Annotated in this window: 12 protein-coding genes; 6 read left to right on the top strand and 6 right to left on the bottom strand. The window is 67.2% G+C overall.

What is annotated here, in order from left to right:
- The first annotated feature begins 12 nt into the window (after positions 1-12).
- The 6 genes from ACQR1D_RS20365 (at position 13) to ACQR1D_RS20340 (ending at position 6,212) form a co-directional block, all read left to right on the top strand.
- Positions 13-1,407, top strand: a complete 1,395-nt coding sequence (locus ACQR1D_RS20365; RefSeq protein WP_434893992.1) for an FAD-linked oxidase C-terminal domain-containing protein — start codon at positions 13-15, stop codon at positions 1,405-1,407.
- Entirely contained in the window at positions 1,404-2,927 is a 1,524-nt protein-coding gene (locus tag ACQR1D_RS20360; protein WP_434893991.1) for a sugar ABC transporter ATP-binding protein, read from the top strand. The genes ACQR1D_RS20365 and ACQR1D_RS20360 overlap by 4 nt, the downstream gene beginning before the upstream one ends.
- Positions 2,920-3,870 carry an ABC transporter permease gene (locus ACQR1D_RS20355; protein WP_315802045.1) on the top strand — a complete coding sequence of 317 codons (951 nt, stop codon included), beginning with the start codon at positions 2,920-2,922 and terminating at the stop codon, positions 3,868-3,870. The genes ACQR1D_RS20360 and ACQR1D_RS20355 overlap by 8 nt, the downstream gene beginning before the upstream one ends.
- Positions 3,867-4,844, top strand: coding sequence for an ABC transporter permease (locus tag ACQR1D_RS20350; RefSeq protein WP_316217777.1), 978 nt, complete (start codon positions 3,867-3,869; stop codon positions 4,842-4,844). The genes ACQR1D_RS20355 and ACQR1D_RS20350 overlap by 4 nt, the downstream gene beginning before the upstream one ends.
- 39 nt (positions 4,845-4,883) lie before the next feature.
- Complete coding sequence (locus tag ACQR1D_RS20345) at positions 4,884-5,858, top strand: sugar ABC transporter substrate-binding protein (protein ID WP_434893990.1); 975 nt, start codon at positions 4,884-4,886, stop codon at positions 5,856-5,858.
- A 66-nt stretch (positions 5,859-5,924) separates the two neighbouring features.
- The gene (locus tag ACQR1D_RS20340) at positions 5,925-6,212 is read left to right on the top strand and encodes a YciI family protein (protein WP_315752359.1); all 288 of its coding nucleotides are present in this window, start codon (positions 5,925-5,927) and stop codon (positions 6,210-6,212) included.
- Here the strand turns inward: ACQR1D_RS20340 and ACQR1D_RS20335 are convergent, their stop codons facing one another.
- The 6 genes from ACQR1D_RS20335 to ACQR1D_RS20310 all read right to left on the bottom strand — a co-directional run bounded on the left by ACQR1D_RS20335 (position 6,213) and on the right by ACQR1D_RS20310 (position 12,425).
- Positions 6,213-7,106 (bottom strand): NAD(P)-dependent oxidoreductase, encoded by an 894-nt coding sequence (locus tag ACQR1D_RS20335; RefSeq protein ID WP_434893989.1) that lies wholly within the window; start codon positions 7,104-7,106, stop codon positions 6,213-6,215. It lies immediately after the preceding gene.
- Positions 7,103-7,507, bottom strand: a complete 405-nt coding sequence (locus ACQR1D_RS20330) for a carboxymuconolactone decarboxylase family protein (protein ID WP_315713518.1) — start codon at positions 7,505-7,507, stop codon at positions 7,103-7,105. Before ACQR1D_RS20330 ends, ACQR1D_RS20335 begins: the two co-directional genes overlap by 4 nt.
- 125 nt (positions 7,508-7,632) lie before the next feature.
- The gene (locus ACQR1D_RS20325; protein ID WP_434893988.1) at positions 7,633-9,093 is read right to left on the bottom strand and encodes an aldehyde dehydrogenase family protein; all 1,461 of its coding nucleotides are present in this window, start codon (positions 9,091-9,093) and stop codon (positions 7,633-7,635) included.
- 354 nt (positions 9,094-9,447) lie between these two features.
- Entirely contained in the window at positions 9,448-10,425 is a 978-nt protein-coding gene (locus ACQR1D_RS20320; protein ID WP_316181615.1) for a HEAT repeat domain-containing protein, read from the bottom strand.
- A gap of 2 nt (positions 10,426-10,427) precedes the next feature.
- A complete protein-coding gene (locus ACQR1D_RS20315) occupies positions 10,428-10,661 on the bottom strand; it encodes a 4Fe-4S dicluster domain-containing protein (protein WP_006609939.1) in 234 nt (77 codons plus the stop codon).
- Between the two features lie 21 nt (positions 10,662-10,682).
- The gene (locus ACQR1D_RS20310) at positions 10,683-12,425 is read right to left on the bottom strand and encodes a fumarate reductase/succinate dehydrogenase flavoprotein subunit (RefSeq protein ID WP_434839348.1); all 1,743 of its coding nucleotides are present in this window, start codon (positions 12,423-12,425) and stop codon (positions 10,683-10,685) included.
- Between the last annotated feature and the right edge of the window lie 47 nt (positions 12,426-12,472).

Here is a 12,472-nt window from a genome sequence, read left to right as displayed (position 1 = left end):
ACGGGAGGAACGATGGAGTTGCGGGTCGGCACCGGCGCATTGGCCGAGCGGCTTTCGTGCCTGATCGGACCACGCGCGAGCGTCGCGCGCGGCGTGCTGGATCAGCACGGCCGCAGCGAGTCGTATTATCCCGCGATGCCGCCCGACATCGTCGTATTCCCGGAGACGACGCAGGAGGTCAGCGCCATCGTCGGGCTGTGCGCCGATGCCGGCATGCCGATCGTGCCGTTCGGCGCCGGCACCTCGCTCGAAGGCAATGCCGCGGCGGCCGCGGGTGGCGTCTGTTTCGACTTCGCTCGCATGAACAAGGTGCTGGCCGTGCATGAGGCCGACATGGACGTCGTGGTGCAGCCCGGCATCACCCGCAAGCAGCTCAATGCGGAGCTGCGCACGACCGGCCTGTTCTTTCCGATCGATCCCGGCGCCGACGCCTCGATCGGCGGCATGAGCTCGACCCGCGCCTCCGGCACCATGGCGGTGCGCTACGGCACCATGAAGGACAACGTCCTCGCATTGGAGGTGGTGCTGGCCGACGGCCGGGTGATCCGCACCGCGAAGCGTGCGCGCAAATCCGCCGCCGGCTACGACCTGACGCGGCTGTTCGTCGGATCGGAGGGGACGCTCGGCGTGATCACCGAGATCACGCTGAAATTGCATCCGCTGCCCCAGGCGATCTCGGCCGCGACCTGCAGCTTCCCGACCCTGCACGACGCGGTCGACACCGCGATCGCCCTGATCCAGTCGGCGGTCCCCGCCGCCCGCATCGAGTTCGTCGACGACGTCATGATGCGCGGCATCAACGCCTATTCCAAGCTCGGCTATCGGGAAGCGCCAACCTTGTTCCTCGAATTCCACGGCTCCGAGGCGGCCGTCGCCGAGCAGGCGCAGACGGCGGAGGCGATCGCGACCGAGCATGGCGGCCGCGGCTTCGCCTGGGCCAAGGCGGCCGAGGACTGCAGCCGGCTGTGGCACGCGCGCGACAACACGCTGTACGCCGGCCTGGGCCTGCGGCCCGGTGCGCGCGCCGTCATCACCGATGTCTGCGTGCCGATCTCGCGGCTCGCCGAATGCCTGACCGAGACGCGCCGGGACGCCGACGCCAGCGGCTTCCTCGCGCCGATCGTCGGCCATGTCGGCGACGGCAATTTCCACATGCTGATCCTGGTCGATCCCAGCGATGACAGCGAGCTCGCCGGCGCCAAGGCGCTGCAGGCGCGCATGGTGGCGCGCGCGATCGCGATGGACGGCACCTGCACCGGCGAGCACGGCATCGGCCTCGGCAAGATCGACTATCTCGAGGACGAGCTCGGCGGGGCCGTCGCCGTGATGCGCGCCATCAAGGCCGCGCTCGATCCCGCCGGCCTGATGAATCCGGGCAAGATCTTCGCCGGCGGAGCACCGTCATGAGCGCGGCGGCCGCCATCGCAGCTCCATCGCCCGCGCCGCTGCTGGAGCTGCGCGGCATCAGCAAGTCGTTTCCGGGCGTCAAGGCGCTGGACGACGTGTCGTTCGCGATCTACCCGGGCGAAGTCCACATGCTGCTCGGCGAGAACGGCGCCGGCAAATCCAGCCTGATGAAGGTGCTGTGCGGCGCCTACAGCGCCGATGCCGGCGAGATCATCTCCAAGGGCGCGAAGGTCGAGATATCATCGACGGCCGACGCGCAGAAGCTCGGCATCGCCGTCATCTTCCAGGAATTCTCGCTGGTGCCGTTCCTCGACATCGCGCAGAACATCTTTCTCGGCCGCGAGCCGAAGGGCCGCATCCCCGGCACCATCGACCGCCGCAAGATCCTGGCCGATGCGCGGCACGTGCTGGAGGGCATCGGCTTCGACATCGATCCCTCCGTCATCGTCGACACGCTGGGCGTCGCGCAGCAGCAGATGGTCGAGATTGCCAAGGCGATCAGCCAGAATGCGCGGATCCTGGTGATGGACGAGCCGACCGCGGCGCTGTCCGACCGCGAGGCGGAGCTGCTGTTCGCGCTGATCAGGCGGCTGAAGGCCGACGGCGCCGCCATCGTCTACATCTCGCACCGCATGGCCGAGGTGTTCGCGCTCGGCGACCGCATTACCGTGCTGCGCGACGGCCGCCGCATCGACGATATCAGGCCCGCCGACGTCACTCCCGACCAGCTCGTGCGTATGATGGTCGGGCGCACTATCGACATGAGCTATCCGCGCCATTTCGCGGAAACGCCCGGCGAGCTCGTGCTCGAGGTCAGGGGACTGAGCGCGCCGAGCGGGATTGCCGACATCAACATCGAGGTGCGGCGGGGCGAAATCGTCGGCCTGTGCGGCCTCGTCGGCTCCGGCCGCACCGAGGTGGCACGCGCGATCTTCGGCGCCGATCCGGTCAGCGGAGGCGAGATCATCTTCGACGGCAAGCCGATCGCGGGCGAGCCCGACGTCGCCGCGCGCCGCGGCATCGCGCTGATCCCCGAGAGCCGCAAGAGCGAGGGCCTGGCGCTGCTGCGCTCGGTCGGCGACAACCTCGTGGTGTCGGCGCTGAAGAAGCTGTTTCCGAGCGGGCTGTACGATCCCCGCGGCGCGCAGCGCACGGCCGACGGGCTGATCAGGCAGTTGCGGATCGCGACGCCCACGGCGCGGCAGACGGTCGGGCTGCTTTCGGGCGGCAACCAGCAGAAGGTCGTGATCGGCAAGTGGCTGGCGGCCGGCGCCAGGCTGTTCATCTTCGACGAGCCGACCCGCGGCATCGACGTCGGCGCCAAGTCCGAGATCTTCGCGCTGATCGACCGTCTGGTCGCCGACGGCGCGGCGGCGCTGATGATCTCGTCCGAGCAGATCGAGATCTGCCACGTCTGCGACCGCGCCTATGTGATGCGCGAGGGCCGCATCGCCGGGCATTTGTCACGGGGCGAGCTGACCGAGGAGAATATCGTGCGACTGGGGATGCATGATGAGTGACACCGCCATCGTCTCGCCGATCCGAACCTTGCAGCGCATTCCGGGCGTGGCGATCGTGCTGGTGCTGCTGATCGCGCTGTTCGGCGCGATCGCGCCCGGCTTCCTGTCGGCCGCAAACCTCTCCAACGTGCTGGTGCAGTCGACGATCCTGACCATGCTCGCGCTGCCGATGACCCTGATCATCATGACCGAAGGGCTCGACCTGTCGATGGGCGCGGTGCTGACCTTGACCTCGCTCTGCGTCGCCATCGTCTCGCTCGCGACCAAGTCGGTGCTGCTCGGCCTCGGCGCCGCGGTGCTGGCCGGCGCCGCGTTCGGCACCGTCAATGGCTGGCTGGTCGCGGTCGTCGGGATTCCGCCGTTCGTGGCGACGCTCGCCACGCTCGGCATGGCACAGGGACTGTCGCTGATCGTGAGCGACGGCCAGAGCGTGGTCGGCATTCCCCACGGCGTCCGCGACATCTATGCGGCGACGCTGCTCGGCATCCCCGTGCCGATCGTGATGGGGCTTGCCACCTACGCCGTGTTTCACGGCCTGCTGTATCATACCAGGTTCGGCACCTACATCTTCGCGCTCGGCGGCAACCGCGAGGCGCTGCGCTATGCCGGCCTGTCGCCGACAAGGCTCCTGATCGCGGTCTATGCGATCGGCGGCACGATGGCGGGCATCGCCGGACTGCTGATGACCGCACGGATGAATTCGGGACATCCGACCGCGGGGCTCGGGATGGAGTTCGACGCCATCGCGGCGGTCGCGGTCGGCGGCACCTCGTTCGAGCGCGGCAATGGCTGGCTGCTCGGCACCGTGCTCGGTGTCATCGCCGTCGGCGTGCTGCGCAACGGGCTCAATCTGGTGTCCCTGCCCTCCTCGGTGCAGGTCGCCAGCGTCGGCGCGCTGGTCATCGTCGCGATGTTCCTCGACGGCCTGCGGAGCCGGTCATGACCGACATCGCCAAGGACACGCTGCCGCCGCCGCGCTCGCTCCTGTCGCAGAATGCAGCGCAGGTGTTCTATCGGATGCTCGCCGCCCTGTTGATCTGCGCCGCGCTGACCGTGCTGAGCGACTCCTTCCTCAGCCTCGGCAACATCCTCAACGTGCTCAGGCAGGCGAGCCTGACCTTCTTCATCGCCTCCGGCCTCACCCTGGTGGTGCTGACCGCCGGCCTCGATCTGTCGGTCGGCGCCAACGTCGCGCTGTCGGCGTGTCTCGCCGGCACCGTGATCCATCAGACCGGCTCGCCCGTGCTCGGAATCCTGACCGGGCTGCTCGCGGGCGGCAGCGTCGGCTTCCTCAACGGCTTCATGGTCACGGCGCTGCGCATCCCCTCCTTCATCGCCACCTACGGCATGCTCTGGGTGCTGAACGGCGTCACCTACTGGTACATGGCGGGCGAGACCATCCACGGCTTTCCCGCGGGCTTCCGCCAGATCGGCAGCGGCTATCTGCTCGGGCTGCCGATCCCGGTCTATCTGCTGCTGGTGTTCCTCGCGATCGGATCGTTCTTCGCGCAGCGCACGATCTGGGGCCAGGAGATCTACGCCATCGGCGCCAATCCGGTCGCGGCGCGGCTGTCCGGCATTCCGGTCGCGCGCCGGCTGCTGCTGGTCTACACGGTGTCCGGCACCATGGCCGGGCTCGCCTCCATCATCTTCCTGTCGCGGCTCAACTCGGCCGAGGCCGACATCGGCGAGAGCCTCACCTTGCCGGCGATCGCCGCGGTGCTGATCGGCGGCACGTCGCTGTTCGGCGGCGTCGGCACCGTGTTCGGCACCTTCATCGGCGCCCTGATCCTGACGCTGGTGCTGAACGGCATGAACCTGCTCGCGATCAGCGCCAACTGGCAGCCGCTCGTCACCGGAATCATCGTGATCATCGCCGTCTGGCTCGACATGAAGACAAGGCGCCCGGCGCAATGAATCTCTAAGACGACCAAAAAAACGAGGGAAGGAAACGACATGCAATATCGGATCACGCGCTGTTTGGCTCTGTCACTGCTGATCGCCGCGGGCGCGACGCAGGCCCGCGCCGACGGCGAGACCATCGCCGTCTTCACCAAGAACCAGACCAATCCGTTCTTCCAGACGGTGCGGGTCGGCGCCGACAACATGGCGAAGGTGCTCAACGCCAAGGTCCTGCACTACATCCCGACCAAGCCGGACTCGATCCCCGAGCAGCTCAGCCAGATCGAGGACGTCGTGGTGAAGAAGCCGAGCGCCATCGTGTTCACGCCGGTCGACTACAAGGCGATGGTGCCCGGCGTCGAGAAGATCAACGACGCCAAGATCCCCGTCGTCAACATCACCGACCGCTCGGCCGGCGGCAAGTTCATCGCCTTCGTCGGCGCCGACGACTACAGCCTCGGGCTGGAGACGGGCCGTTTCCTGCTCAAGACGCTCGGCGGCAAGGGCAACATCGTCATCATCGAGGGCGTCAAGGGCTCGCTGACCAATGTCGACCGCGTCCGCGGCTTCAACGACGCGCTCAAGGAGAACCCCGGCGCGAAGCTGCTGGCGTCGCAGCCCGGCAACTATCAGCGCCTGCAGGCGCTGCAGGTGATGGAGAACCTGATGCAGTCCAACCCGCAGATCGACGGCGTGCTCGCCGCCAACGACGCGATGGCGGTCGGCGCGATCGAGGCGCTGGACGGCGCCAACCGCAAGGCGCAGGTGATCGGCATCAACGGCACCAAGGAGGCGATCGACGCGATCAAGTCCGGCAAGCTGCTCGCCAGCGGCGACTACAACGGCTTCGCCCAGGGCTGCCTCGGCACCATGATGGCCGTCCGCTCGCTGCGCGGCCAGCCGGTGATCAACGAGATCGTGCTGAAGCCGACGGTGATCACCAAGGACAATTACCAGCCGTTCGACGTGGCGCTGGAACAGCGAACCTGCCCGAGCTTCGAGGATGCCAGCAAGCTCGGCGCGAAATAGGATCAGCCATCAGTCCGGAAGCAGGGCGGCACGCCGCCGTCCTGCTTCGACTTGCGGAGAGAACTCATGCTGTTTGCGATTCACGCGCTCGACAAGCGCGACGCGCTGCCGGTTCGGCTTGCCAACTACGATGCCCACAAGGCCTATCTCGGCGACAGCGCCCGCCTGCCCGTCACGATCGTGATGTCCGGCCCGCTCGTTTCCGACGATGGCTCGACGATGATCGGAAGCCTGTTCCTGGTCGAGGCTCCCGGTCGCGCCGAGGTCGAAGCCTTCAATCGCGCCGACCCGTTCGCCGCGGCCGGGATCTGGGAGAAGGTGACGATCACCGGCTTCCTGCGGCGCCAGGGGTAGTCAGCCCTTCAGCTCGACGCCGGCCAGCGCCTCGCTCAGCTTCGCCAGCGCCGTGTGGTCCTGGCCCGGTCCGAGCAATCCCTGCGCGCTGGCGCTCAGTTCGCGGCAGAGATTGGAGAACGGTGCAGCGACGCCGCTGGCGCGCGCGACCTCGAGCGCGATCGACAGGTCCTTCACCATCAGGTCGAGGCCGAAGCCGCTGTTGAACTGGCGCGACAGCACGAACTGCCTGAACTTCTTCTGCGTCGAGTTGTTCATGCCGGTCGAGGCGTTGAGCACGTCGGTCATCAGGCCGGGATCGATGCCGAATTGCTGGCCGATCAGCAGCGCCTCGATGCCGATCAGGAAGCCGCCGGCGGAGACGAGGTTGTTGAGCGCCTTCATCGCCTGGCCAGAGCCGAGACCGCCGATGCGGTGGATCGTGGTGCCCATGGCGCGCAGCAGCGGCTCGACGCGGTCGAGCGCGGCGGCATCGCCGCCGGCCATGATCGCGAGCTCGCCGGTCACCGCGCGCGGCACGCCGCCGCTCACGGGCGCATCGAGCATGGTCACGCCGAGCGGGGCGAGATCGGCCGCAATCGCCTGCGTGGCCGCCGGCGCGCCGGAGCTCATGTCGATCAGGATGTGATCCTGCTTCAGGCCGGCGCGCAATGCCGCGACCGCGTCCGCGACATGTTTGCTGGTCGGCAGCATCGTGATGATGACATCGGCATCTGCCGCTGCCTCCGCAAGATCCCCCGCCGTGATGCCGCCGACCCGGCGCGCGAAATCTTCGGCGCGACCGGGCACGGCATCATTGACGGCAACCGCAAAGCCGGCGCCGAGCAGGCGCGCGGCCATCGGCCAGCCCATGTTGCCGATGCCGACGAACAGGACCCTTTGCGGGGCGCTCATGCGCCGTCCTTCTTGGCGATGGCGCCCTCCGCGACCAGCACCTCATGGGCCGCCTTGAACGCCTCGAGGCCCGCGGGAATGCCGCAATACACGGTTGCGTGCAGCAGGATCTCCTTGATCTCGTCGACCGTGACGCCGTTGGTGAGCGCGCCCTTGACGTGCAGCTTCAATTCGCTCGGCTTGCTGAGCGCGGTCAGCATTGCGAGATTGATGATGCTGCGGGTGCGGCGATCGAGCCCGGGCCGGGTCCAGGCATAGCCCCAGCACATTTCGGTGGTGATGTGCTGGAACGCCATCATGAAGTCGTCGGCCTTGGCGAGGCTGCCATCGACATAGGCCGCGCCGAGCACCTCGCGGCGCACCTTCAGGCCCTTCTCGAACAATTCCTTTTCGTCGCTCATCCGCTCGTCTCCCTTTTAACACCTGACGTCATTAGCGCTTCGCCGCGCGGACTGACAACAACGCCGCACGGCATGCGTCGTCGCGTCCGTGCGGCGGAATTGACCGGAGCCCCGGCTCCACTGATCTAGCCGTGCTTGACGATCAGGGTCTTCATCGCGGCGAGCTCGTACAGCGCCTCGAAGCCCTTCTCGCGGCCGTAGCCCGACTTCTTCATGCCGCCGAACGGCAGCTCGATGCCGCCGCCGGCGCCGTAGCCGTTGACGAACATCTGGCCGACCTTGACCTTGCGCGCGACGCGCATCGCGCGCGAGCCGTCGCGCGACCAGACGCCGGCGACCAGGCCGAAATCGGTGGCGTTGGCGAGCCTGACGGCGTCGGCCTCGTCGTCGAACGGCATCGCCGCCAGCACCGGACCGAACACCTCCTCGCGCGCCAGCTCGGAGTCGCGCGCGACGTGCTGATACAGTGCCGGTGCGACGTAGAAGCCCTCGCCGGGCACGCCTTCGGCGATCCTGCCTGTCGCCACGCGCCTAGCCCCGCCGCTTTCGGCGCGCGCCAGCATGTTTTCGATCCGCGTCTTCTGGACCGCGCTGATGACCGGGCCGAGATCGAGGTCCATCTCCGGCGTACCGGCCGTGATCTTCTCGAAGCGCAAGGTGAGGTCGGCGAGGAAGCGGTCCCAGATCGAGCGCTCCACCAGCACGCGCGAGCCGGCCGAGCAGGTCTGGCCGGCGTTCTGCACGATCGCCGCGGCCACCGAAGTCAATGCGGCATCGAGATCGGCGTCGGCGAACACGATCTGCGGCGACTTGCCGCCGAGCTCGAGCGTGCAGCCGATGTGATTCCTCGCAGCCGCGGTCTGCACCAGCGTGCCGACCTCGGGGCTGCCGGTGAAGGAGATGAAGTCGATGCCGTCATGCGCCGACAGCGCCGCACCCGCCTCCTCACCGAGACCCGGCACGACGTTGATCGCACCGGCGGGGAAGCCGGCTTCCGCCGCGAGCTCGGCAAGACGCAGCGGCACCAGGCAGGCCTCCTCGGCCGGTTTGATCACGGTCGCGTTGCCCATCGCCAATGCCGGCGCGACGGTGCGGCCGAACATCTGCCCCGGATAATTCCATGGAATGATATGGCCGGTGACGCCGAGCGGCTCGTAGACGGTCGTGACGAAGAAGCCGTCCAGGAAAGGAATGGTGTCGCCATGCACCTTGTCGGCGGCGCCGCCGTAATATTCGAAATAGCGCGCGACGGCGACGACGTCCGCCCTGGCCTGCTTCATCGGCTTGCCGGTATCGGCCGCTTCGAGCTTCGCGAGCTCCTCGGCATGATCCTCGACGAGGCGGCCAAGCTTCGACAGCAGGCGCCCGCGCTCCACTGCGGCGAGCCGGCCCCACGGCCCTTCGAGCGCACGGCGCGCCGCCGCTACGGCAAGATCGATGTCCGCTGCGTCACCGGCGGCAATCGAGGCGATCACCTGGCCGGTCGCCGGCGCCAGCATCGCGATGGTGCGGCCCGACTGCGCGGGCTGCCACTTGTTGTCGATGAAGACGCCCTTGGCGGCAGGCAGTTTGACATTGGCGTTCATGGCAGCTCTCCGACTTCCTTTGCAGCTCGTCCGCGGTCATGTCAGACCCCGGCACGGCGCATCACCACGCGGCCGTTCGACAGCCGAGGCAACGGAGGCGTGTGACCATGGCCGGATCGGCCGGCCGCTCCTCGTTTGCGCTGCAGCGGTGATGATGCCCGATGGATGCGTCCGACGTTTCTGTCAGACAATCCGGGAGCCGTCCAGAACCGGACGTGGGGTGCACGCGAACGTGCGCCGCGCGACCCCGCGGGCTCGCGCGCGATCGGCCGCGACATCATCGTCGCAAGGCCCGTCATCTGGCTTGCCGCCTGGTTCGCCAGGCGGTCGGGAACGCTCGTGGCCGGCGTGCGACTACGCGCCGGTTCTCGCCTTGCTCGCCGCGATCTGGTGCAGCGCCCATCTCGCGTTCTTGCGCACGTCTGGATCGAGGTCGTCGGCGACCAGCGCGAGGTACGGCTCGCCGTCGGGCGCGGCGATCTCGCCCAGCGCAGCCGCCGCCTCCTTGCGCAGATTGGCCTGCTCATGGGTGATGCATTGGCCGATCGGCCGCACCGCATGCAGCACCTTCATGCGTCCGAGGCTGCGGATCGCCTTCAGGCGCACCTGCCAGAACTCATCCGCCAGGCAGGCGATCAACGGATCGGCGGCGACGGCACCATTGACATTGAGCCCGAGCGTCTCGGCCGCCATCTCCCGCACCATCCAGTCGGAATCCCTGAGTGCGCGGGTGATGGTCTCCGCGGCGATCTTCATGTGCGAGAAGGCGAGCGCACTGACCGCCGCGCGGCGGACATGCGCATCGGGATCTCCGATCAGCGCCGTCAGCGCCGGAATCGACTCCTCGAGCTTGAGGAAGCCGATGACGCCGATCGCCTGCACGCGGACGGCGGCATCCGGATCCTGCAGCGCCTCCAGCGCCGGCTTGAGCGTGTCCTTGCGCCGCAGCTCCTTCAGCGCGCGCAGCGCGCCCATGCGGACGAAGGCATGCGCATGCTTCACCAGCGGCAGGATGGCGTCGGCCGAAGCGGGATCCTTGAACTCGGCGAGACTGTCGGCGGCCGCCGAGGCGACGATCCGCTCGGGATCGACGAGCAGCTGGACCAGCGCCTCCGCCGCCTCAGGCCCGTCGAACTCACCGAGCGCCATGGCGACCTGCTGGCGCACGCCGGCGTCGGGATCGGCGACCATCTTCGCCAGATGCGCGACCGCGGCGGGATCGCCGGAATGTCCCAATGCGATGATCGCGACCCGCCGCTCCGCCGGATCGGCGGCGCCGAGCCGCTCGTCGGCGTCGTCGAGATCGTCATAGGCTTCGAACGGGCTCGACATGATCACCTCAACAGATAGGGAATGTTGACGGTGACGGCGCCGGTCGGGCAATCCGCTTCGCAGGGCATGCAGTACCAGCATTCATCATAGGCCATGAAGGCCTTGCCGGTCATGTCGCTGATCCTGAGCACGTCGAGCGGGCAGACGTCGACGCAGACCGTGCAGCCCTTGTCGGCGATGCATTTGGCGTCGTCGACGACGACCGGAACCGACGTCTGATAGGTGGCAAGAGGCATGTCTCGTTCTCCGTCTGATCGTCAGGCGCTGGCGCGGATGCGCTGCTTGTCGTAGAGGTCCTTCTCGTCGTCCGCGATCGGCACGACATAGGGTTGCACCGCCCGCTTCTCGCTGGTCATGCGGCCGTCCTGCTTGCTCAGCAGCGTGTGGCAGAACCAGTTCTCGTTGTCCTTGTCCGGAAAATCGGTGCGCCAGTGATAGAGCCCCCAGCGGCTCTCCTCGCGGAACAGCGAGGCATGGGCCGCCATATCAGCGCAATCCATGATCGACTGCACCTCCAGCGCACGCAGCAGCTCGTGCGCGTTGCGCGCGATCATGCGCTCCTGCATGTCCTCGCGGACCTCGGCGAGCCGGCGCATGCCGAGCTCGTACTTCCGCGTCACCTTCGGCGGCTGCAGATAGTCGTTGACGAGCCTCCGCGTCTTATACTCGATCTGGTTCGGCGGAATGCCGTCCTCGCGCTTGGTCGGCGCCAGCACGCGCTCGCGCTCCAGCGCGACCTCGGCGGCATCGATTTCGCCGAAATCATGGTTGTCGGCGAACTCCATCGCGTCGAGCCCGGCGAACGACCCGTTGGTGAATGCGCCCAGCATGTAGTTGTGCGGAACGCTGGCCATGTCACCGGCCGCATAGAGCCCGGGCACGGTCGTGCGGGCATTGTCGTCGACGAACACGCCCGACGCGCTGTGGCCTGAGCAGAAGCCGATCTCGGAGATGTGCATCTCGATCGATTCCTTGCGGTAGTCGACGCCGCGGCCCTCCTGGAACAGCCCGCGCGTGGGTCGCTCGACCTTGTGCAGGGTGTGCTCGATCTCCTCGATGGTCTTGTCGTGCAGGTGCTTGAGCTGCAGGAACACGGGCCCCTTGCCCGACAGCAGCTCGTTGTAGAACTCCAGCATCATCTGGCCCGACCAATAGTCGCACTCGATGAAGCGGCGGTCCTCGTTGTTGGCGGTGTAGGCGCCGAAGGGCCCGGCGACATAGGCGCAGGCCGGGCCGTTATAATCCTTGATCAGCGGATTGATCTGGAAGCATTCGAGATTGGCGAGCGCCGCGCCCGCGTGATAGGCCATCGCATAGCCGTCGCCGGAATTGGCGGCGTTCTCATAAGTGCCGAACATGTAGCCCGACGTCGGCAGGCCGAGCCGCCCCGCCGCGCCCATGCACAGGATGACAGCCTTGGCCTTGATCACCAGCATCTCGGCGGTGCGGGTGTTGACGCTGACGGCGCCGGCAATGCGGCCATCGCTCGACTTCAAGAGCCGCGTCGCCATGTAGCGGTTGGAAATCAGGATGCGCGCCCGGCGCAACTGACGGTACAACGCCTTCTTGACGGTCTCGCCGTTCGGCATCGGCAGCACATAGGTACCGATGTGGTGAACTTTCTTGACGGCGTAGTCGCCGTTCTCGTTCTTGAGAAAGCGGATGCCGAAGCTGTCGAGCTCTTCGATGATCCCGTAGCAGCTCTTGGCGTATTTGTAGACCGCCTTCTGATCCACGATGCCGTCATTGGCGATCGTGATTTCCTTGGTGTATTGCTCCGGCGTGGCGTAGCCGGGGATGACGGCGTTGTTCAGGCCGTCCATGCCCATCGAGATCGCGCCGGAGCGCTTGACGTTCGCCTTCTCCAGCAGAACGACGTTGGCCTTCGGATTCTTCATCTTTGCCTTCAGGGCGGCCATCGGGCCGGCGGTACCGCCGCCGATCACCAGCACGTCGCAGGACACCTCCGAGAGGCCGTCGACGATCTCATCCATTGCCATTCTAAGCTCCTGCTTGGCCGGGAAACCACCGGTCCGGGTCAGAGTTG

This window comes from Bradyrhizobium sp. HKCCYLRH2047, assembly GCF_051168175.1.
Taxonomy (GTDB): Bacteria; Pseudomonadota; Alphaproteobacteria; order Rhizobiales; family Xanthobacteraceae; genus Bradyrhizobium.
Note: the sequence above shows the minus strand (reverse complement) of the source record. Positions and strands in the feature narration are given on the sequence as shown.